Genomic DNA, 22,088 nt, shown 5'->3' on the forward strand with positions numbered 1-22,088 from the left:
ATTTGTCTGTTTTTTTAAGATGATAGACTGAATAAATAGACCAATAATGACAATGAAATATTTTTTTTCACTTTATTTACTAATTGATTAAAAAGTGTCTAATTTATAATGTTTCATTACATTTTAAGTGGTGAACTCAACATTAGAAAATGAAGTTTATTTTGTAATTAATTTATAAGTGCATATGATTTTTATCCTTTTTTACATTTGAAATTACTCAATTCAATTAGATAAAAAAACAATGACCATGTGAGCAATATTCATTTTTCTAATTAGTTTTAAAAGTACAAATTATTTGAGAATTAATTTTCTTTAAGTTTTTGAAAAATAAAATGAATATTATATTTCTTAAAAAAATATATTTTTGTAGTGAGTCGTGCTTTAGTCTAATTAAGACAAATCGAACATTTGAGTTCAGTAACACTAAATTAAAATAAATTGATATAAATATTAATAGCTTAGTGTTTGTATTTAAATAGAGAGATGACTTAACTGTAAGAAAGTAGATGTAAATGATTCTTATTTAAAAATATTTTATGGTTGACGCCTGCTTCGTAGGTTTGTAATTTGAAATTGCACGTTTTATAATTCCGTGTCGTATAAAGGTTTAGACAATTTATTTGTCTAACAAATGCCAGCTTTCCTTCGAATTAATTCCAACAAACTCCGGATGGAGTTTTTAACTACAGGATGCCCGCTGTGAAAAGCAACAGACCTGTCAATTTGTCCATGGGTCAAGTTTTAGACGTAAACTTAAAATCCCCTGTGGCTATTGCATCTATTTTACACCGTCTTTCAGGTGTCATCGTATTTTTACTCGTACCAGTTCTTTTATGGATCTTAGACAAATCATTGTCTTCTCCTGAGGGCTTTGCACAAGTTCAAGCTATTTTTGATAGCTTTATCGTGCGCTTCATCGTATGGGTATTTGTCGCTGGCTTAATCTACCACTTCATCGCAGGTATCAAGCATTTGCTTGCTGATATGGGTATCGCTGAAGAGTTACAAAGTGGTCGTGTAGCAGCAACAATCGCATTAATTTTATCTGCAATTGGTATCGTTGCATCATTTGTATGGATCGTACTCTAATGAAAAGTGCTACTGGTTTAACGGGTTCAGGTTCTCGCGATTGGTTTATCCAGCGTGTAAGTGCTGTAGTTTTAGCTGTTTATACTGTTGTGGTGTTTGGTTGGATCCTTTGTAATGGTGGTTTCAACTTCGAACAGTGGTACGGCTTTATGATGACATTACCGATGAAGATTTTATCTTTATTGGCAGTCTTATCTCTTGTTGCACACGCATGGATTGGTATGTGGCAAGTATTCACTGACTATGTGACGACTCGTCAAATGGGTCCATCAGCATCAGGTTTACGCCTAGTACTGACTTCAGCAGTCATTATTGCTGTATTTGCATATGCGATCTGGGCAATCCAGATTTTTTGGGCGAATTGATAGGAAACAATCATGGGCGCTATAAACCCTAAAGAAGATTATACAAATATTCCACACGAAACTTTCGATGCTGTCATCGTTGGTGGTGGTGGTTCTGGTATGCGTGCTTCTTACCAACTTGCTCAAGCTGGTTTGAAAGTTGCGGTATTGACTAAAGTATTCCCAACGCGTTCTCACACTGTAGCTGCACAGGGTGGTATTGGTGCTTCTCTTGGTAACATGCAAGAAGATAACTGGCACTACCATTTCTATGACACAGTAAAAGGTTCTGACTGGTTAGGTGACCAAGACGCAATTGAGTTTATGACTCGTGAAGCGCCACAAGTTGTATATGAACTTGAACATCTAGGTATGCCATTTGACCGTAACGCTGACGGCACAATTTACCAACGTCCATTCGGTGGTCACTCTGCGAACTATGGTGAAAAAGCTGTTCCTCGTGCTTGTGCTGCTGCCGACCGTACAGGTCACGCACTTCTTCACACGCTTTATCAAAGCAACGTGAAAATGGGTACACAATTCTTCGTAGAATGGATCGCGCTTGATTTGATCCGTAATGAAGCAGGTGATGTACTTGGTGTTACAGCAATTGACCAAGAAACAGGTAAAATTGCAGTATTCCAAGCGAAAGCAACATTGTTTGCAACGGGTGGTGCTGGTCGTGTTTACCGCGCATCTACAAACGCATATATCAACACTGGTGATGGTCTTGGTATGGCTGCTCGTGCAGGTATTCCATTACAAGATATGGAATTCTGGCAATTCCACCCAACGGGTGTTGCAGGCGCAGGCGTATTGTTAACTGAAGGTTGTCGTGGTGAAGGTGCAATCCTTCGTAACAAAGACGGCGAACCGTTTATGGAGCGTTATGCTCCAACTTTGAAAGACTTGGCACCACGTGACTTCGTATCACGTTCTATGGACCAAGAGATCAAAGAAGGCCGTGGTTGTGGTCCTAAAGGTGATTATATCCTTCTTGATATGACGCACTTGGGTGCTGATACGATCATGAAACGTCTTCCATCTGTATTTGAGATTGGTAAGAAGTTCGCGAACGTTGACATCACAAAAGAGCCAATTCCTGTTGTACCAACAATCCATTACCAAATGGGTGGTATTCCAACTAACATTCATGGTCAAGTTGTTGTTCCTGAATCGCGTGAAACTACTCCGCTAGAAGCACATTACGACAAAGACAGCGATACTTATTCTACCAATGCTGCGGATCGCAATTTCACTAAACCAGTGAAAGGTTTCTATGCGATTGGCGAATGTTCATGTGTGTCTGTACATGGTGCTAACCGTTTAGGTACAAACTCATTGCTTGACTTAGTTGTATTTGGTAAAGCTGCTGGCGAACATATCATTGACTATGTGACTAAGCATCACGGTGATGAATATGCGCCGCTTCCAACAACTGTGCTTCAGCAAACTGTCGAGCGTATCCGTCGCTTAGATGAGTCAACTTCTGGTGAGAATGCGCAAGAAGTTGCTGATGCAATTCGCGATATCGTTCAAGATCATGCAGGTGTATTCCGTACAACTGAACTTCTTGAAAAAGGTGTGAAAGAGATTCTGGCACTTGAGCCTCGTATCCGTAATATCCACTTAAAAGACAAATCAAAAGTATTTAATACTGCGCGTATTGAAGCACTTGAAGTGGAAAACTTATACGAAGTTGCAAAAGCAACCTTAATCTCTGCTGCTGCACGTAAAGAATGTCGTGGTGCGCATACTGTTGTAGATTTTGAAGAATCTCCAGATCATCCAGCATATCCTTACGGCCGTCGTGATGATGAGTGGATGAAGCATACTTTATGGTTCTCTGCTGATAACCGTCTTGAGTACAAGCCAGTACGTTACAAGCCTTTATCAGTTGATGCTATTCCACCTAAACCACGTACATTCTAATTGGGAGAAGTAAGATGAGTAGAGGTACTCGTACATTTAATATCTACCGCTACGATCCTGATAAGGATAAAGCACCGTACATGCAAACATTCAAGCTTGAGTTGACTGATAAGCACCGTATGTTGCTTGATGCGCTACTTGCATTGAAAGTTCAAGACGAAACTTTAACGTTCCGTCGTTCATGCCGTGAAGGTATTTGTGGTTCAGATGGTGTAAACATCAATGGTAAAAATGGTTTAGCGTGTCTTTGGAACCTAAACGATTTGCCAGAAGTAATTACTATTCGTCCATTACCAGGTCTTCCAGTAATCAAAGACTTGGTTGTAGACATGAATCAGTTCTATGATCAGTACGACAAAATTCAACCGTTCTTGATTAATAATCAACCTGCACCACCTAAAGAGCGTTTACAATCTCCAGAAGAGCGTGAGCATCTTGATGGTTTGTATGAATGTATTCTTTGTGCATGTTGTTCAACGTCTTGCCCATCATTCTGGTGGAACCCTGATAAATTCTTGGGTCCTTCAGCATTGTTGAATGCATATCGTTTCATTATTGATTCGCGTGATACTGCTACTCAAGACCGTTTGGCTCGTTTAGACGATCCTTTCAGTTTATTCCGTTGTAAAGGTATCATGAACTGTGTATCAGTATGCCCTAAAGGTCTAAATCCAACAAAAGCGATTGGTCACATTCGTAGCATGTTGTTAGATCAAGCTGGATAATGCTGTTCCAAAAAAAAGCACACTTAGGTGTGCTTTTTTTTTAATCAAAACTTGATGTTAAATTTAGTTTTCGAGATATTTTGGTTGAAGTGGTTAGATTTGCCCCAATCATAAAAAAATATGCACTTTAGGGATAAATGAAAACGTTTTGCATCTGCAAATATCTTTTTAAAATGTTAAGATATCGGTTTTATGATCCAAGTTGCATGTATTTAAATCTATAATTTTAGGCTTTAGTCTAATAATTATGAATTTTAATAGAATTTATCTAAATGCACCTTATATTATCTCAATGGTTTATAGTTGTATTTAGCTAATTTATGAATGGTATGTGTCAATAAAATCAGTTTGAAGTGAAGTTCATGGTAGGATTTGAACAAAATTTTTAGCATGAATATTATTCAATCTGTACATTAAATCAACATTTTGGTGGTTTGGTGTTAAGCTGAAAGCAGGGATAATGAAATTGAAAAGTTGCTTTAGAAAAGACTAATATTTTTATTTTTTTCTAAGTCAATTTGCAAAAATTGCTCGGTAATTTTATCGAGTATAAAGATGAGTGATGATGCCAATGAGGGCGTTATGATTCGTCATTGGTATTAGAAACTCTCTAATGCTATACGCCCCATGGTCTTTTGTACCAGATGGGTGAATGTCAATTTACCGATTTGGCATTATCAATCATGGGCGAGCTTAGAAAGCTCCCTGTAATGTTTTGCAATAGGAAATGGGTCCACAAATGCAAGAAGTTGCTGACGCATTGCGTCTTGACACTGAACTTTCCGCTGACAGTGCAGCGTATATTGAAGAACTTTATGAGCAGTATTTAGTTGCTCCAGAATCAGTCGGTGCTGATTGGCAAGAATACTTTGGTAAGTTCCCAAAAGGGGATCAACCACACAGCAATGTACGTGAGCAATTCCTTTTATTGGGTCGTAACTCAAACCGTATTCAGCCTGTCGTTCAAAGTTCAGTTAGTTCTGAGCACGAGCGTCGTCAGATTGGAGTATTACAATTAATCGCTGCATACCGTAACCGCGGTCATCAAAAAGCAAAATTAGATCCATTAGGTTTGGCAAAACGAGAAGAAGTGCCTGATCTTGATCTAGCGGCTCATGGTTTAACCAAATCTGACTTAGATACTGTATTCAATACAGGTAATCTTGCAATTGGCAAAACTGAAGCAACTTTAGGTGAAATGGTCAATGCGATGGAGGCGACGTATTGCGCTTCTATTGGTGTTGAATATATGCACATTGTTGACACTAAAGAGAAACGTTGGATTCAACAACGTCTTGAAGGTGTGAAAGGTCAATTTGGTTTTTCAGCAGAACAAAAGAAACATGTTCTTGAACGTTTAACTGCAGCTGAAGGCTTAGAGAAATACTTAGGCAATAAGTATGTTGGTGCTAAGCGCTTTGGTGTGGAAGGCGGTGAATCTTTCATTCCGATGGTTGATGCTGTTATTCAACGCGCAGGTTCTGTGGGATGTAAAGAAGTTGTGATCGGTATGCCACACCGTGGTCGTCTCAACTTGCTTGTCAATATCATGGGTAAAAACCCAGCAGATCTTTTCGGTGAATTTGAAGGTAAATCACTTCACAAGAAAGGTTCTGGTGACGTTAAGTATCACCAAGGTTTCTCGTCAAACGTAATGACTCCAGGTGGCGAAGTTCATTTGGCATTGGCATTTAACCCATCACACTTAGAAATCGTAGGGCCTGTAGTTGAAGGTTCAGTACGTGCTCGTCAAGTTCGTCGTAAAGACATTGGTGGTGATGACGTATTACCAGTAATCGTACATGGTGATGCTGCATTTGCTGGTCAAGGTGTGAACCAAGAAACCTTCCAAATGTCACAAACACGTGGTTATACGGTAGGTGGTACAGTTCATATTGTTGTCAATAACCAAGTTGGTTTTACAACATCAGATCCACGTGATGCACGTTCTACTGAATACTGTACTGATATCGCGAAAATGATTCAGGCACCAATCTTCCATGTGAATGGTGATGATCCTGAAGCTGTATTGTTTGTTGCTCAACTTGCACATGATTTCCGTCATACTTTCCGTAAAGACGTTGTTATCGATATGTTCTGTTACCGTCGTCGCGGTCACAATGAAGCAGATGAGCCAGCAGCAACTCAGCCAATGATGTATCAAGTCATTAATAAGAAAACGACGACTCGTGCATTATATGCTGACAAATTAGTACAAGAAGGTGTAATTGATCGTGCGACTGCAGATCAGATGATCGAAGATTACCGTGCTGATTTAGAAGCAGGTAAACATGTTGCTAATGCACTTGTACTTGAACCGAATAAAAAAATGTTCGTTGACTGGACGCCATACTTAGGTCACGAATACACTGACGTTTGGGATACTACTTTCCCTGAAGAGCGTTTAAAAGAACTTGGTCGCAAAATGCGTGAGCTTCCTGAAGGCTTCGTGATGCAGCGTCAAGTTTCTAAGGTGATCGATGATCGTCTTAAAATGCAAACTGGTGAAATGCCATTGAACTGGGGTGCAGCTGAGACTCTAGCTTATGCTTCGTTATTGGACGAGGGTTATCTTGTTCGTTTAACTGGTGAAGATGTTGGTCGTGGTACATTCTCGCATCGTCATGCGAAGCTTCATAACCAAGTAGACGGTTCGACGTATATTCCACTTTGCCATATTAAAGAAAATCAACCGCGTACAGCGATTTATGACTCATTATTGTCTGAAATGGCAGTATTGGCATTCGAATATGGTTATGCAACAACTCTACCTAAGAGCTTAATTATTTGGGAAGCACAATTTGGTGACTTCGCGAACTGTGCTCAAGTTGTTATTGACCAATTCATTGCTTCTGGTGAGACAAAGTGGGAGCGCGTTTGTGGTTTAACGATGCTTCTTCCACATGGTTTTGAAGGTCAAGGCCCAGAACACTCATCTGCACGTTTAGAGCGTTTCTTACAGCTATGTGCTGAAGAAAACATGCAAGTGATGACGCCTACAACTCCTGCACAGATTTTCCATGCTTTACGTCGTCAGGCGATTCGCCCAATTCGTAAACCAATGATTATCATGTCTCCAAAGTCATTATTACGTCACAAATTAGCGGTATCTAATCTTGATGAATTGGCGAACGGAACTTTCCAAACTGTGATTGATGAAGTTGATAACATTAATAAGTTGGATGTGACTCGTGTAGTGCTTTGCGGTGGTAAGGTTTATTACGATTTACTTGAAAAACGTCGTGAAAATGAATTGAACAACACTGCTATTGTTCGTGTTGAACAATTGTACCCATATCCAGAAGCACGTTTAGCGGAAGTACTTGCACAATATCCAAATATGAAAGAGCTTGTTTGGGCGCAAGAAGAACCGAAGAACCAAGGCGCATGGTTATTCATCGCACCACGTTTATACGAAGGTGTTATGAAGTCAGGTCAACAAATTCAAATCAGCTATGCAGGACGTGAAGCATCTGCTGCACCGGCTTGTGGCTCACCATATTTACATGCAAAACAACAAGCACAACTCGTTAACGAAGCGCTTGCGATCGTAGCAGAATAATCAGGAGAATCTTAAGAATGGCAACCGAAATTAAAGCACCGGTATTCCCAGAGTCAGTTGCAGACGGAACAATTGCAACTTGGCACAAACAACCAGGTGAAGCGGTATCACGTGATGAAGTGATCTGTGATATCGAAACGGATAAAGTTGTACTTGAAGTTGTTGCTCCTGCAGATGGTACGATTGCAAATATCATTAAAGGCGAAGGCGACACAGTTCTTTCTGATGAAGTAATTGCTACATTTGAAGCAGGTGCTGTTTCTGGTGCTTCTCAAACTCAAGCTGTTCAATCTGAAGAGAAAGTTGAACAAGCTGCGGCTGCTACAGAAGCGGGTGCTGCTCCGGTTGTTGAACGTGCTCAAGCTCCTGTTCAAGACCAAGCTCCAGCTGTTCGTAAGGCATTAACTGAAACTGGTATCAATGCATCAGAAGTTTCAGGTACAGGTCGTGGTGGCCGTATCACTAAAGAAGATGTGGCGAATCACCAATCTAAACCTGCTGCTCCTGCTGCTGCACCATTAAGCGTAGCTGTAGGTGAGCGTATTGAAAAACGTGTTCCTATGACACGTCTTCGTAAGCGTGTGGCTGAGCGTTTACTTGCTGCAACGCAAGAAACAGCAATGTTAACGACGTTCAACGAAGTCAACATGAAGCCAATCATGGACATGCGCGCTCAGTACAAAGATGCTTTTGAAAAGCGTCATGGTGCTCGTTTAGGCTTTATGTCATTCTTTGTTAAAGCTGCAACTGAAGCACTTAAACGCTACCCAGCTGTAAATGCTTCAATTGATGGTGATGATATCGTTTATCACGGTTACTATGACATCGGTGTAGCGGTATCTTCTGACCGTGGTTTAGTAGTTCCAGTATTACGTGATACTGATCGCATGAACTATGCTGAAGTAGAAAATGGTATTCGTGATTACGCATTCAAAGCACGTGATGGTAAGCTCGGCATTGAAGATATGACAGGTGGTACATTCACGATCACTAATGGTGGTACTTTCGGTTCATTGCTTTCAACACCAATTTTAAATACGCCACAAACTGCAATTTTGGGTATGCATAAAATCCAAGAGCGTCCAATGGCGGTAAATGGTCAAGTTGAAATCTTACCAATGATGTATTTAGCGCTTTCTTATGACCACCGTTTAATTGATGGTAAAGAAGCAGTAGGTTTCCTTGTAACAATCAAAGAATTGTTAGAAGAACCAGCTAAACTTATCCTTGATCTTTAATTCTAAAGAATAAATCCATGGGCTTAGAGCGATCCTCTAGGCCCATTTTTGGAGAGAAGAATGTCTCAACAATTTGATTTAGTAGTAATCGGCGGTGGTCCAGGTGGTTATGAAGCTGCTATTCGTGCAGCACAACTGGGTTTCAAAGTTGCATGTATTGAAAAGCGTATTCATAAAGGAAAACCATCTTTAGGTGGTACTTGCTTGAACGTGGGTTGTATCCCATCTAAAGCACTTTTAGACTCTTCACATCGTTATGAAGATACTGTTCATCATTTAGATGATCATGGTATTACGACGGGCGAAGTGAAATTCGATCTTCAAAAGTTACTTGCTCGTAAAGATAAAATCGTCAACCAACTTACAATGGGTATCGATGGCCTATTGAAAGGTAACGGTATTGAATGGTTGCAGGGTACAGGTAAATTATTAGCTGGTAAAAAAGTTGAGTTTGTTCCACATGAAGGTGAAACTCAAATTTTAGAACCTAAATATGTCATTCTTGCCTCTGGTTCTGTTCCTGTAAATATTCCTGTTGCTCCTGTAGATCAAGATCTTATCGTTGATTCTACCGGTGCGCTTGAATTCCAAGAAGTACCTAAACGTTTAGGTGTAATTGGTGCAGGTGTAATTGGTCTTGAACTAGGATCAGTATGGCGTCGTTTGGGTGCAGAGGTTGTTGTTTTTGAAGCAATGGATGCATTTTTACCAATGGCTGATAAAGCTTTGGCTAAAGATTACCAAAAAGTATTAACGAAGCAAGGTCTTGATATTCGTGTTGGCGCAAAAGTAGCTGGTACAGAAATCAATGGTCGTGAAGTGACAGTTAAGTACACTCAAGGTGGCGAAGACAAAACTCAGACTTTCGACAAATTGATCGTTTGCGTGGGTCGTAAAGCGTATGCAGAAGGTTTATTAGCAGAAGATTCTGGCATTAAACTTACTGAACGTGGTTTGGTTGAAGTAAATGATTGGTGTGCAACTTCTGTTGAAGGTGTATATGCAATTGGTGACTTAGTACGTGGTCCAATGCTTGCACATAAAGCAATGGAAGAAGGCGTAATGGCTGTTGAACGTATTCATGGTCACGCAGCTCAAGTGAACTATGACACGATTATTTCTGTGATCTATACACACCCTGAAGCGGCGTGGGTTGGTTTAACAGAAGAACAAGCGAAAGAAAAAGGTCACGAAGTTAAAACAGGTCAATTTGGTTTCGCAGCGAATGGTCGTGCGATGGCAGCAGGAGAAAACGCTGGTTTCGTGAAATTTGTTGCTGACGCTAAAACGGATCGTTTGCTTGGTATGCACGTGATTGGACCTGCTGCGTCTGATATCGTTCACCAAGGTATGATCGCACTTGAATTTGTATCAAGCGTTGAAGATCTTCAATTAATGACATTTGGTCACCCAACATTCTCTGAAGTAGTTCATGAAGCTGCGTTAGCAGTAGATGGGCGAGCGATTCACGCGATTCAGCGTAAACGTAAATAACACAAAAAAGAGCGGCTGAGGCCGCTCTTTTTGCATTTGGTGGTTGTTTTTGTTTGAATAATCATCTAAAACTAGAATACTAAATTTAATAAATGCCAATATTTATTGCGAAGGAAGTTTAAATATTGGTGTGTCATAAAAAGTGAAAAGTAGTAAAAGGTAAAACAATGAATTTACACGAGTATCAGGCGAAATCGCTGTTAAAAAAATATGGTATGCCAGTTCAGGAAGGCATCATCGCTACAAATGCAGAGGAAGCAGTAAAAGCATTTGAACAGCTAGGCGGCAAATTCGCTGTTATGAAAGCACAAGTACATGCCGGTGGGCGTGGAAAAGCTGGCGGCGTTAAAGTTGTTAAGTCAGCTGATGAAGCAAAAGAATATGCTTCGCAAATTATTGGTACTCGTTTAGTTACATATCAAACGGATGCAAATGGGCAACCAGTTAACAGTGTACTCGTTGCAGAAGATGTCTATCCAGTTGAGCGTGAATTGTATTTAGGCGCAGTTGTTGATCGTTCATCACGTCGTATTACTTTCATGGCTTCTACTGAAGGTGGTGTCGAAATTGAAAAAGTCGCTGAAGAAACTCCAGAAAAAATTATTAAAGTTGAAGTAGATCCATTGGTTGGCTTACTTCCTTTCCAAGCTCGTGAAGTCGCTTTTGCTTTAGAGCTGAAAGATAAACAGATTAATCAATTTGTTAAAATTATGTCTGCAGCTTATCAAGCGTTCGTAGAAAATGATTTCGCATTGTTTGAAATTAATCCATTGTCAGTCCGTGAAAATGGTGAAATTTTGTGTGTTGATGCCAAGGTCGGTATTGATTCGAATGCTTTATATCGTTTGCCAGAAGTTTCTGCTTTAAGAGATAAATCGCAAGAAAATGAGCGTGAGCTCAAGGCATCTGAGTTTGACCTTAACTATGTTGCTTTAGAAGGTAATATTGGTTGTATGGTGAATGGAGCAGGTCTTGCAATGGCAACCATGGACATCATTAAACTCTATGGTGGTCAACCAGCAAACTTCTTGGATGTAGGTGGTGGCGCAACCAAAGAGCGTGTAATTGAAGCATTCAAGATCATTTTAGCGGATCAGTCAGTACAAGGTGTGCTGATCAATATCTTCGGTGGTATTGTGCGTTGTGACATGATTGCTGAAGCAATTATTGCAGCGGTTCAAGAAGTAAATGTAACAGTGCCTGTTGTTGTTCGCTTAGAAGGGAATAATGCAGAACTAGGTGCAAAATTACTTGATGAATCTGGTCTTAAACTAATTTCTGCAAACGGCTTATCTGATGCCGCAGAAAAAATTGTTGCTGCAGTAAAAGCATAAGGAGTATCAATCATGAGCGTATTAATTAATAAAGACACTAAAGTATTGGTACAGGGCTTTACGGGTAAAAATGGTACATTCCACTCAGAACAAGCTTTGGCTTATGGTACTAAGGTTGTGGGTGGTGTGACTCCAGGTAAAGGCGGTCAAACTCATTTAAATCTACCTGTATTCAATACAATGAAAGATGCAGTGAAAGAGACTGGTGCTGATGCATCGGTCATTTACGTTCCTGCACCATTTGTATTGGATTCTATCGTTGAAGCAGTTGACTCTGGCGTTGGACTGATTGTTGTTATCACTGAAGGTGTACCAACCATTGATATGCTGAAAGCGAAACGCTATCTAGAAACCAATGGAAATGGCACTCGCTTAGTGGGTCCAAACTGTCCAGGTGTTATCACGCCGGGTGAATGTAAGATTGGTATTATGCCAGGACATATTCATCAGCCAGGACGAATCGGTATTATTTCGCGTTCTGGTACGTTGACCTATGAAGCTGTTGCACAAACTACGAAGTTAGGATTAGGTCAATCAACGTGTATTGGTATTGGTGGAGATCCAATCCCTGGTATGAATCAGATTGATGCTTTGAAACTGTTCCAAGATGATCCAGACACAGATGCAATTATTATGATTGGTGAGATTGGTGGTACAGCTGAAGAAGAAGCGGCAGAATATATCCAATCAAATGTGACCAAACCTGTTGTTGGTTATATTGCTGGTGTGACTGCACCGAAAGGTAAGCGAATGGGTCATGCTGGTGCTATTATTTCAGGTGGTAAAGGCACGGCAGAAGAAAAATTCGCTGCGTTTGAACGTGCTGGAATGGCATATACACGTAGCCCAGCTGAACTTGGTTCAACGATGCTAGAAGTACTTAAAGAAAAAGGTCTAGCTTAATGCTTTAAGTAAAAAAGCCTCCTGAGTGGAGGCTTTTTTTCATGCATAATAATAAGATATAGAAACGTAAAATTAATATGATTCAAAATTTAAAACTTTATTTACAAGCTTTGATGTTTTTTTCAATTTCTGCTGTTCACGCGAATTCCTTGGATCATGATGAAAATACGAATGATCAAAATCTCATTTTTAATTTTTTTGAAGCTCAGCAAGAACTTCACTATGAGCCTGCCATAGAAGATTTAAATAGTGAACAGACCAAGATTGCAGAATTAAATGAGAAAGAATATTCGAGATTTGATGTATTGACGCATTCAATTTTTCAATCCGAACGTATTCAATTTTTTAATTTCACGGCTTTTGATCGGAATGAATTGAAGAATAAACTTGATACAGGTCATTTTGACTTATCAAATCTGGAACAATTAAGCATTACGTTTGGATACGGTGTTGAGTATTTACTGAAAGAGAATCAAACGATAGGATACGAGTTTTTATCCTCGTTTCCCTACGATCGAGGCAGATTGATTCGGATTTTTTGGAATCAGACATTTTAAATGTCTAATCTATTTTTTGATAAAGGCCTGATTTAACAGTTCCAGCTTTGGTTTCTTTTATGAGACGCCATGAAGAAGGTAGATTAAGTGATGACAATGGTTGATCGGCTTCGACATAAATAAATGCATCTGCTTTGAGTTTTGGGTCAATCAATGAAGCCAACTCCTCCCAAAGATTTAAACTATAGGGAGGATCTAAAAAAACTACATCGAATTGATTGTTTGAGAGTTGTTTTAGCGCGATTTGGGCAGTGCTTAGAATCAGTTTTGCATTATTCACATTTAAAAGCGCTAAGTTTGATTTTAAAAATTTATTTTGCTCTAAATTAGGTTCGATCATCGTGACATGAGCTGCCCCTCGAGATAGCGCTTCAAAACTTAATGCACCAGATCCAGCGCAAACATCTAGCACCTGCGCTTGTTGAATATCCCACATTAACCAATTAAATAAAGTTTCGCGTACACGATCTGGTGTTGGTCTTAAACCCTCAATAGTGGCAAAAGGTAATACACGTCGTTTCCATTCACCACCAATGATGCGGAGTTGATTTTTCATTTATTGACTCGTGTTACGTTGAGTGTCAGTGGTTGCATTCGTTGCATTCGTTGCATTCGTTGCATTCGTTGCATTCGTTGCATTCGTTGCATTCGTTGCACTGTTGCTGTTACGTGATGTTTGGAGTTCACGAGGAAGTGCATTTGGATCGGCTGATAAATTACTAGATCCGCTAGGTAATTCACCAGGCTTAATGCCTGCTGTCATTAAGCCGCCGCTGACAACATGATTCATCGGCTTTATTGGCTTACGATCACGATGGAGTAACCAATAATCTAATACAGGACGTGCGAGCGCGGTTGCTCCTGAACCTCCACGACCATTTTCCCATATCACTGCAATCGCTATTTCTGGGTTGTCGGCAGGGGCGAAGCCTACAAATAAGCCGTGATCGAGTTGACGTTCAGTTAATAAAGCTTCGTTATACTTTTTACCTTGCGCAATACTCTTGACCTGAGCGGTACCTGTTTTACCCGCAATTTGATATTGCAGTCCACCACGAATCCCTTTACCTGTTCCAGATTGGATCACATCCACCATGGCATCACGCATCTTAATCCAATCTTCATCAGTACCATTGAAGGCAATTTTATAATCTGGTGCATTGTGGACTTTGAATTGCTTTGTTCCTTTGGTTTCACGTAATACATGCGGTGTAACATGGGCGCCATGATTTGCAGTAATTGCAGTTGCCATCGCAAGTTGCAAGGGGGTAGAAGTGAACGCACCTTGCCCAATACTGACTGAGATTGTTTCCCCTTTGAGCCATTTAGAATTGCGAGTACGCATTTTCCATTCTGGCGAAGGATACAATCCTGTACTTTCGCTAGGAAGGTCTACACCCGTTTTCTCACCAAATCCAAACTGACGCATCCATGTGTTCATACGATCGATCCCCATCTGGTAAGAAAGAACGTAATAGTAAGTATCACATGAGACAACAATGGACTTGTGCATATTGACTACACCATGCCCCGTTTTTTTCCAGTCGCGGAATTTGTGAGAGTCTCCTGGTAAGTGGAAATAACCTGGATCTGAAATAGCAGTTGACCAATCGACAATACCGTAGTGAATACCCCCTAATGCAGCCATAGGCTTAATGGTAGAACCTGGTGGATAGGTCCCTTGAACTGCGCGGTTATACAACGGCTGATCTAAATTGTCACGCAGTGCACTATAGTCTGTATGACTGATACCAGTCACGAATAAATTGGGGTTGAAACTCGGACTCGAAACGAGTGCCAAAATTTCACCTGTACGTGGATCCATTGCAACAATTGCACCACGACGCCCCGCAAGTTGCTCAGCAGCTACTGTTTGGAGACCATAATCAAGTGATAAATAGAGGTCATTACCGCGTACAGAATCTTTACGCCCTAACTTCCGTAAGACATTACCAAATGCATCTGTCTCAATAGATTCAAAGCCAGGTGAACCATGCAACAGGTCTTCGTAAAATTTTTCTACGCCAATTTTACCGATCAGGTTGGTGCCTGCGTAAGCATCTTTATCAATGCTTTTAAGTTCTTTATCATTAATACGACCGACATACCCAATAACATGGGCAAATAATTCACCATGTGGGTAATAACGCGTCATTTGGGTTTCAATGGAAACACCAGGAAATTTAAACTTTACTTCGCTAAATTTAGCGATATCTGTTTCAGTTAAGTTTAGTTTAAGCGTTACACGTTCAGTCTTTTTTGCGGTTTTTACACGACTCATGAAGCGTTCAATGTCTTCTTCGCTCAAGTCAATAATCTTTCTAAGGCGTTCTACCGTGTCTTCAATATCAGGCACATCCGCTTTACTTAATGTAGCCGTAAAAACTGGATAATTGTCAGCCAGTAGAATGCCGTTACGATCAAAAATATAACCGCGGGCAGGGGAAATCGGTTGTAAACGAATTCGGTTTTTGTCCGATGCATCTTTAAACTGGTCGTAATGCACAATTTGCAAATAAGCATATCGAGACAATAGAACAAGTAAAAAAAAGATTACCACGCAAATAGCAAACACCACTCGACTACGAAAAATTCGCTTTTCTTGTTGTACATTCTTCAGTGGGAACTGCTGCTTCATAGATCTTTACTTTTTTGCGGGTAAAAGCTGACTTTATATCAAAGTATTTTAACTCAGATTGACTATAAAATTTGTAAAATTAATAAATAGTTCGTATGTTATAAAAATTAAAATTTGACCAAATAGACACTAATTTTAAAGCTTGTTGTATATAAGAACGAAAATTATTCTGTTAAAGTCGAATCACTATGGATGAATAATAATATTGTTCTCAGTTTGAGAAAATGGAGAAAATAATGAGAAAAATCGTTTCCTTTGCTGTCATGATGTGGGTAGGGAATTTAGCATACGCAGATTTTTCATCGTTTTATCCTGAAGCAAAATTGAAACCAGAACAATTTTCTAAAATAAATGTGGGTGCTGGTGTTACACAACGGTTAGCGCATGGGAATTTAGAATACGTCACTCCATACGGTATTGGATACGGAAAGCTTGGCGCTTTCTTAAATGACGACCACGATGTGGGTGCTCAAGTCGGTTTTCGTTACCCAATAATTCTCGGAACTAAGGACTTAAATGGATTTTATGTAGGTGCATTTGCTGGTCATCTAAAATCAAAAACAGTCAATGGTGAAAAGGAATCTCAACTCGGTGGTGGTATAGATTTATCTTATGTCATGCTGAATAAAGAAAGAATTAGTACATTTAGTGTAGGGATAAAAGCAGGAGAGGAAATCACGCAAGGAAACCAAGTGATTTTTGAAACTAAACCAGAACTACAGTTTGCTTACACCTTAAGTGTAGGATTTTAGAAAGCTTTATGGTTTTATACCTCAAGTTCGACTGCAATTAGATATATGAATATGAGAGTCATGAATGTTTGGATATGTGAGTGATTTGTGGCAAGCCTTCGTCAATCGACCTGATTTTTATGCAGTACTGAGTATTATCCCAGTAACCGCATTTGTGACTTGGGCTCACGTCTGGATGGCACTCAAGATGGTGTTTTATCCAATTAAGTTTTGGGGTTTTCACTTAGGTCCGCTTCCGGTGGGATGGCAAGGAATTGTTCCACGTAAGGCAGGACGTATATCGGGTATTATTACCGACAATACACTATCAAAACTTGGCTCCTTACGAGAGTTCTTAGATGCGATGGATCCCGAGGATACTGCTCGTATCATTGGTGAACAGGTTGGCTTTGAGTTAGAGCACTTAATTGATGAAGTGATGATGGATCGCAATGCGGTTCTATGGGAAAACTTACCTTACTCAATCAAGAGACGTATTTATGCGCAAGCACATAAGCAACTTCCAAATGTTTTGAAAGAGCTCGTAACCGAATTAACTTTAAATGTTGAGTCGCTCGTGGATATGCGTGCGATGGTAGTGAGTCAAATGGAAGGCGACCGTCAATTGATGGTCAATATGTTCCTAAAAGTGGGTCAAAAAGAAATTAACTTCATTTGGCATATCAGTGCATTAATCGGTATGTTCTTCGGTATCTTCCAAATGATCGTTTGGTTTGTGGTGCCTTGGCATTGGACTGTACCATTCTGGGCAGCAATTTGGGGCTTTTTAACAAATTGGATTGCAATTTGGATGGTATTTAATCCAGTTGAACCACACTATATACGTTATCCACAATTCTTTGAATTAACGAAAGATCGTAAATTCCCTTGGATAAAACCTGTCATTCCACGCATTGGTTCTTATAATATTCAAGGTGCGTTTATGAAGCGCCAAGAAGAAGTATCTGATGTATTTGCACGTGTAGTGACTGAAGATTTGATTACATTGAAATCTATTATGATGGAAATGATGTATGGTGGAAAAAAAGACAAAACACGCCGTATTGTTAAACGTCATATCAATGAAATCATGGAAACACCATTGGTTCGTACATCATTACAGCTATCTTTAGGTCCAAAAGAGTATGCAAAACTCAAGACAGACTTGATCGATCGCTCAATTGAAATTACGATGGTGCCTGTATGCGACCCAGCTTTTAATGCGAGCCGCGCACAGAAAATCTATCAAATGTTTAAAGAACGTATCCGTGAATTAACGCCGCGCGAGTTTCAAAATCTATTACGTCCTGCATTCCAGGAAGACGAATGGATCTTAATTGTGCTAGGTGGGGTAACAGGTTTCTTCGCGGGTCTGATTCATTTATTTGTGGCTTTCTTATAAATAGATGCTGGATTGGTGCCTACCAAAGACATTAACCAAGTATCGTCGATATAGTTAAAATGAGGATGTTTATTTATGCGCATTATATTACTCGGACCACCTGGAGCAGGTAAAGGTACTCAAGCTCAGTTGATCTGCAAGCGCTACAATGTCCCACAAATTTCAACCGGTGATATGCTCCGTGCTGCAATTCGTGAAGGAACTGAACTCGGTCTACAGGCAAAATCTGTAATGGACAATGGTGGTCTAGTTTCTGACGAACTGATTATTGGTCTGGTTAAAGAGCGTATTGCACAACCAGATTGTGCAAATGGTTGTATCTTTGATGGTTTCCCTCGTACGATTCCTCAAGCTGAAGCTTTGGAAAAAGAAGGCATTGATATTGATCACGTGATCGAAATTGATGTGCCTGATGAAGAAATCGTTAAACGCTTATCGGGTCGTCGCCAACATCCAGCATCAGGTCGTGTTTATCATATCGTCTACAACCCACCAAAAGTGGAAGGCAAAGATGATGAAACTGGTGAAGATTTAGTTCAGCGTCCAGATGACCAAGAAGAAACAATTCGTAAGCGCTTAGGTTCGTATCATACTGAAACTGAACAGTTGGTTGGCTTTTACCAAGGGCGTGCAGCTTCAGGTGAAAATGCGCCAACGTATGATAAGTTGAATGGACTTCGTCCTATTGAAGAAGTTCAAAAAGAACTTTTTGCAATTTTAGATCAAACTAAATAACCATTATTCAGCTTTGACAAAAAAGAAGCCCTAAGTCATATTAGGGCTTCTTTTTTATGATGTTAAGGTAAACAAGTGCAAAATATTGCCATTATTTTATTGATGCTTGCATGTTTGGCAGTATTGTCTTTTTTGGTATTTATAAGTTTTAAATTACTTCGCGATAGTCAAAAACAGATGAAATTAGATAAAGAGAAAAAAGATAAAAAAAAATCTCTTGATCGTTAAACCTGTTTTAAATCGATCTGTCTTGTCGCTCCATATTCGAAACGTTCAGGCCAGTTGCACACATCACTCACAACACATTCATTGCACTTTGGCTTCCGCGCAATACAGCAATAACGTCCATGTAAAATTAACCAATGATGAGCGTCTACAATAAACTCTTTTGGAATCACTTTAACTAGACGGTGTTCAACTTCGAGTACATTTTTTCCTACCGCAAGTCCAGTACGATTACCTAATCGAAAGATGTGGGTATCAACGGCCATGGTTGGTTGACCAAAAGCGGTATTTAATACCACATTTGCAGTTTTTCGACCTACGCCCGGAAGTGCTTCTAAATCAGCACGGTTGTTAGGAACAGTACTGTTGTGTTGTTTAATCAATATTTCACAAGCTTTGATGACATTTTCAGCTTTAGAGTTATAGAGACCTATTGTTTTAATATAAGATTTTAATCCTTCTACACCTAAGGCATAGATTGCTTCAGGTGTGTTTGCTACAGGGAAAAGCTTATCTGTGGCCTTATTTACGCTTACATCAGTGGCTTGTGCTGATAAGGTCACAGCAACTAACAACTCAAAGGGTGAAGAATAATTCAGCTCTGTTTTAGGGTTTGGGCGTTGAGCTCTTAATCTTTCAAAAAAAATTTGAATTTGGTTTTTTGTCATGTTTTTTACAGTTTTAGGTGTTTTAACGTTCATTTAAACACCCTCAATTGAATTGAGTTTTTCATATAAAGTATTGAGTTGCTCTTGCTTATCGACACTCTCACGTACAGCAAGTTGTTTTTCAAGCTTTTTAATTTGTGTACGTAATTTGGCAAGTTCGATTGTAGATTTTGCATCTAATGTCTTATGAAGCGCTGTTTTTTTTATCGTTTGAATAGTAGGTACTGATTGTAATTGTTTTGAAAATTGAGCAAAAAGCGCAGTATCAATTTCAGCTTTAACGACAGGACCTTTGCGATGAAGACTGCGATTTTCCTCACGTTGAATATGAGCATAATAACGATTTCTAAGATCATTTTGTTCTAGGATGCGGGCTTGCTCATTTGGTATGGGCTGTAAATCTTCAACAAGATCGATACAGTCAACTGGACAAGGTGGTATACATAATTCGCATCCAGTACAAAGATCAGTTAACACAGTATGCATTAACTTTCCTGATCCAATGATGGCATCTACAGGGCAAGCACTGATGCATTTAGTGCAACCAATACACTCGTCTTCACGTATGATCGCTTTCATACGCTGTGGGCGACCATCAGATTGAATTGGCCAAACGCTTTCTTCAGCTTTAAGCTTAGGGCGATTCAGTAAGTGAGCAATTGCGTCAGCAACAGGTTGACCGCCAGGGACACATTTATTCGCGTCTTCTCCTTCTACAATAGCTTTAGCATAAGGTAAACAACCATCACGGTGGCCACATAGACCACATTGGGTTTGAGGTAGGAAAGCATCAACTTGTTGTATCAATGAGATTTGTGCGTGCATGTACGTTAAAACTTAATCAAGCGAAAAGGAGATCATAGGTGCGAAATATGAATGATTTTAACATGATTAGTGTTAGTTTGGGGTGCGCTGTTATGGGTCATTTATCGGGCAATAAAAGCGCCGAATAAGCATTAATTGATAATTAAAAGTAATGAATTTGATAATTTAAAATTATTAAATACTATAATTAAGTAATTGAAATTAAAAAAATATTAAAAAAAATTATGAAAACTATTGTACAGTGCCTGTAAAAGATATTTAATACTTTGCGCCAAAACTTATCAATATATTGAAATTTTGACCAATTTTGATCCATTTTCTGCTGAGGATTAAGCGTTGAAATACAACAGCCTTAACGACTTCCTAGACTACGTTAAAACACGTGATGCACATCAACCAGAATTTCTTCAAGCTGTTGAAGAGGTGATGACAAGCTTATGGCCTTTTATTGAAAAGAACCCTAAGTATGCAGCTCATGGTTTATTAGAACGTTTAGTTGAACCTGAACGTGCGATTCAATTCCGCGTTTCTTGGGTTGATGATCAAGGTCAAACACACGTTAACCGTGCGTTCCGTGTTCAGTACAACTCAGCAATTGGTCCATTCAAAGGTGGTATGCGTTTCCACCCTTCAGTGAACCTTTCAATCCTAAAATTCTTAGGTTTTGAACAGACTTTCAAAAATGCGTTAACTACACTACCAATGGGTGGTGGTAAAGGTGGTTCTGATTTTGACCCTAAAGGTAAATCAGAAGGCGAAATCATGCGTTTCTGCCAAGCACTCATGATCGAGTTATACCGTCACTTAGGATCTGACACAGATATTCCTGCGGGTGATATTGGTGTTGGTGGCCGCGAAGTTGGTTACATGGCGGGTATGATGAAGAAGCTCAGCAATGACACTTCATGCGTATTTACAGGTAAGGGTTTAACTTTTGGTGGTTCACTAGCGCGCCCTGAAGCAACTGGTTACGGTACAGTGTATTTCGCTGAGGAAATGCTTAAGACTCGTAACGACAGTTTCAAAGACAAGGTAGTTACAATCTCTGGTTCGGGTAACGTTGCACAGTTTGCTGCTGACAAAGCAATGTATTTGGGCGCAAAAGTTGTTTCACTTTCAGATTCAGCTGGTACTGTATACATTAAAGACGGTTTAACTCCAGAGCTTTTAGCTGAAGTAATGGAGCTTAAAAACGTTCAACGTGGTCGTATTTCTGAGTTTGCAGCGAAGCATGGTTTTGAATATCTTGAAGGGCAACGTCCTTGGGGTATTAAGTGTGATATCGCACTTCCATGTGCAACACAAAATGAATTAGATGCTGATGATGCGGATAAATTGCTTGCAAATGGTGTGATCTGCGTAGCTGAAGGCGCAAATATGCCTTCTACACTTGCTGCAGTTGAAAAATTCGTTGATGCAAAAATTCTGTATGCTCCAGGTAAGGCATCTAATGCAGGTGGTGTTGCAACTTCTGGTCTTGAAATGTCTCAAAATGCGCTTCGTTTAGGTTGGTCTTTCGAAGAAGTAGATGAGCGTTTACATGCAATCATGAAAGAAATTCACCGTAACTGCGTAAAATTCGGTACTCAAGAAGATGGTACTGTGAATTATGTAGATGGTGCGAACATTGCTGGTTTCGTAAAAGTTGCTGATGCGATGTTAGCTCAGGGTGTATTCTAAGAATAT

19 protein-coding genes are annotated in these 22,088 nt (G+C 39.7%); 15 read left to right on the plus strand and 4 right to left on the minus strand.

Annotated features, from left to right (window positions below; genetic code table 11):
• Positions 1–690: 690 nt before the first annotated feature.
• From sdhC to AC1M89_RS04140, 10 genes are all read left to right on the plus strand, one after another.
• The gene (gene sdhC, locus AC1M89_RS04095) at positions 691–1,089 is read left to right on the plus strand and encodes a succinate dehydrogenase, cytochrome b556 subunit (RefSeq protein ID WP_179997761.1); all 399 of its coding nucleotides are present in this window, start codon (positions 691–693) and stop codon (positions 1,087–1,089) included.
• Positions 1,089–1,454: a succinate dehydrogenase, hydrophobic membrane anchor protein gene (gene sdhD, locus AC1M89_RS04100; protein WP_035268511.1), complete on the plus strand. Its 366-nt coding sequence runs from the start codon at positions 1,089–1,091 to the stop codon at positions 1,452–1,454. The genes sdhC and sdhD overlap by 1 nt, the downstream gene beginning before the upstream one ends.
• 12 nt (positions 1,455–1,466) lie before the next feature.
• A complete protein-coding gene (gene sdhA, locus AC1M89_RS04105; protein WP_035268510.1) occupies positions 1,467–3,365 on the plus strand; it encodes a succinate dehydrogenase flavoprotein subunit in 1,899 nt (632 codons plus the stop codon).
• A gap of 14 nt (positions 3,366–3,379) precedes the next feature.
• Positions 3,380–4,090, plus strand: coding sequence for a succinate dehydrogenase iron-sulfur subunit (locus tag AC1M89_RS04110; RefSeq protein ID WP_035268507.1), 711 nt, complete (start codon positions 3,380–3,382; stop codon positions 4,088–4,090).
• Positions 4,091–4,829: 739 nt separating this feature from the next.
• The gene (locus tag AC1M89_RS04115) at positions 4,830–7,652 is read left to right on the plus strand and encodes a 2-oxoglutarate dehydrogenase E1 component (protein ID WP_035268518.1); all 2,823 of its coding nucleotides are present in this window, start codon (positions 4,830–4,832) and stop codon (positions 7,650–7,652) included.
• Between the two features lie 17 nt (positions 7,653–7,669).
• Complete coding sequence (gene odhB, locus AC1M89_RS04120; RefSeq protein WP_035268505.1) at positions 7,670–8,890, plus strand: 2-oxoglutarate dehydrogenase complex dihydrolipoyllysine-residue succinyltransferase; 1,221 nt, start codon at positions 7,670–7,672, stop codon at positions 8,888–8,890.
• A 60-nt stretch (positions 8,891–8,950) separates the two neighbouring features.
• Positions 8,951–10,384, plus strand: coding sequence for a dihydrolipoyl dehydrogenase (lpdA, locus tag AC1M89_RS04125; protein ID WP_035268502.1), 1,434 nt, complete (start codon positions 8,951–8,953; stop codon positions 10,382–10,384).
• A gap of 167 nt (positions 10,385–10,551) precedes the next feature.
• On the plus strand, positions 10,552–11,718 hold the full coding sequence (gene sucC / locus AC1M89_RS04130; protein WP_035268500.1) for an ADP-forming succinate--CoA ligase subunit beta: 1,167 nt from the start codon (positions 10,552–10,554) through the stop codon (positions 11,716–11,718).
• Between the two features lie 12 nt (positions 11,719–11,730).
• A complete protein-coding gene (gene sucD, locus AC1M89_RS04135; RefSeq protein WP_035268498.1) occupies positions 11,731–12,621 on the plus strand; it encodes a succinate--CoA ligase subunit alpha in 891 nt (296 codons plus the stop codon).
• A gap of 77 nt (positions 12,622–12,698) precedes the next feature.
• A complete protein-coding gene (locus tag AC1M89_RS04140) occupies positions 12,699–13,178 on the plus strand; it encodes a hypothetical protein (protein WP_481613940.1) in 480 nt (159 codons plus the stop codon).
• Between the two features lie 4 nt (positions 13,179–13,182).
• On the opposite strand, the gene rsmD is transcribed toward AC1M89_RS04140, so the two are convergent.
• Complete coding sequence (gene rsmD, locus AC1M89_RS04145; protein WP_481608729.1) at positions 13,183–13,734, minus strand: 16S rRNA (guanine(966)-N(2))-methyltransferase RsmD; 552 nt, start codon at positions 13,732–13,734, stop codon at positions 13,183–13,185.
• Entirely contained in the window at positions 13,735–15,816 is a 2,082-nt protein-coding gene (mrdA, locus tag AC1M89_RS04150) for a penicillin-binding protein 2 (protein ID WP_481613941.1), read from the minus strand.
• A 236-nt stretch (positions 15,817–16,052) separates the two neighbouring features.
• Between mrdA and AC1M89_RS04155 the strand changes: the two genes are divergently transcribed.
• From AC1M89_RS04155 to AC1M89_RS04170, 4 genes are all read left to right on the plus strand, one after another.
• The gene (locus AC1M89_RS04155) at positions 16,053–16,568 is read left to right on the plus strand and encodes a hypothetical protein (protein ID WP_481613942.1); all 516 of its coding nucleotides are present in this window, start codon (positions 16,053–16,055) and stop codon (positions 16,566–16,568) included.
• Between the two features lie 64 nt (positions 16,569–16,632).
• Positions 16,633–17,949 (plus strand): DUF445 domain-containing protein, encoded by a 1,317-nt coding sequence (locus AC1M89_RS04160; protein ID WP_035268489.1) that lies wholly within the window; start codon positions 16,633–16,635, stop codon positions 17,947–17,949.
• A 75-nt stretch (positions 17,950–18,024) separates the two neighbouring features.
• Complete coding sequence (gene adk / locus AC1M89_RS04165; RefSeq protein ID WP_035268488.1) at positions 18,025–18,684, plus strand: adenylate kinase; 660 nt, start codon at positions 18,025–18,027, stop codon at positions 18,682–18,684.
• A 75-nt stretch (positions 18,685–18,759) separates the two neighbouring features.
• Positions 18,760–18,912, plus strand: coding sequence for a hypothetical protein (locus AC1M89_RS04170; protein ID WP_481608727.1), 153 nt, complete (start codon positions 18,760–18,762; stop codon positions 18,910–18,912).
• Here AC1M89_RS04170 and nth read toward each other — a convergent pair.
• Together nth and AC1M89_RS04180 are read right to left on the minus strand one after the other, a co-directional pair.
• On the minus strand, positions 18,909–19,610 hold the full coding sequence (gene nth / locus AC1M89_RS04175) for an endonuclease III (RefSeq protein WP_481597251.1): 702 nt from the start codon (positions 19,608–19,610) through the stop codon (positions 18,909–18,911). The two genes, AC1M89_RS04170 and nth, sit on opposite strands and share 4 nt — an antisense overlap.
• A complete protein-coding gene (locus tag AC1M89_RS04180) occupies positions 19,611–20,402 on the minus strand; it encodes an RnfABCDGE type electron transport complex subunit B (protein ID WP_180027938.1) in 792 nt (263 codons plus the stop codon).
• Positions 20,403–20,738: 336 nt separating this feature from the next.
• On the opposite strand from AC1M89_RS04180, the gene gdhA reads away from it, so the two are divergent.
• A complete protein-coding gene (gene gdhA, locus AC1M89_RS04185; protein ID WP_035268479.1) occupies positions 20,739–22,082 on the plus strand; it encodes an NADP-specific glutamate dehydrogenase in 1,344 nt (447 codons plus the stop codon).
• Positions 22,083–22,088: the final 6 nt, after the last annotated feature.

The sequence above is a fragment of the Acinetobacter sp. ANC_7635 genome, from assembly GCF_056779945.1.

Coding starts and splice junctions, on each gene's coding strand:
- nth (WP_481597251.1), bottom strand. CDS start 19,610: ATGAACGTTAAAACACCTAAAACTGTAAAAAACATGACAAAAAACCAA.
- AC1M89_RS04115 (WP_035268518.1), top strand. CDS start 4,830: ATGCAAGAAGTTGCTGACGCATTGCGTCTTGACACTGAACTTTCCGCT.
- mrdA (WP_481613941.1), bottom strand. CDS start 15,816: ATGAAGCAGCAGTTCCCACTGAAGAATGTACAACAAGAAAAGCGAATT.
- rsmD (WP_481608729.1), bottom strand. CDS start 13,734: ATGAAAAATCAACTCCGCATCATTGGTGGTGAATGGAAACGACGTGTA.
- AC1M89_RS04140 (WP_481613940.1), top strand. CDS start 12,699: ATGATTCAAAATTTAAAACTTTATTTACAAGCTTTGATGTTTTTTTCA.
- sucC (WP_035268500.1), top strand. CDS start 10,552: ATGAATTTACACGAGTATCAGGCGAAATCGCTGTTAAAAAAATATGGT.
- odhB (WP_035268505.1), top strand. CDS start 7,670: ATGGCAACCGAAATTAAAGCACCGGTATTCCCAGAGTCAGTTGCAGAC.
- lpdA (WP_035268502.1), top strand. CDS start 8,951: ATGTCTCAACAATTTGATTTAGTAGTAATCGGCGGTGGTCCAGGTGGT.
- sucD (WP_035268498.1), top strand. CDS start 11,731: ATGAGCGTATTAATTAATAAAGACACTAAAGTATTGGTACAGGGCTTT.
- AC1M89_RS04110 (WP_035268507.1), top strand. CDS start 3,380: ATGAGTAGAGGTACTCGTACATTTAATATCTACCGCTACGATCCTGAT.
- AC1M89_RS04180 (WP_180027938.1), bottom strand. CDS start 20,402: ATGCACGCACAAATCTCATTGATACAACAAGTTGATGCTTTCCTACCT.
- adk (WP_035268488.1), top strand. CDS start 18,025: ATGCGCATTATATTACTCGGACCACCTGGAGCAGGTAAAGGTACTCAA.
- sdhD (WP_035268511.1), top strand. CDS start 1,089: ATGAAAAGTGCTACTGGTTTAACGGGTTCAGGTTCTCGCGATTGGTTT.
- AC1M89_RS04160 (WP_035268489.1), top strand. CDS start 16,633: ATGTTTGGATATGTGAGTGATTTGTGGCAAGCCTTCGTCAATCGACCT.
- AC1M89_RS04155 (WP_481613942.1), top strand. CDS start 16,053: ATGAGAAAAATCGTTTCCTTTGCTGTCATGATGTGGGTAGGGAATTTA.
- sdhA (WP_035268510.1), top strand. CDS start 1,467: ATGGGCGCTATAAACCCTAAAGAAGATTATACAAATATTCCACACGAA.
- sdhC (WP_179997761.1), top strand. CDS start 691: ATGCCCGCTGTGAAAAGCAACAGACCTGTCAATTTGTCCATGGGTCAA.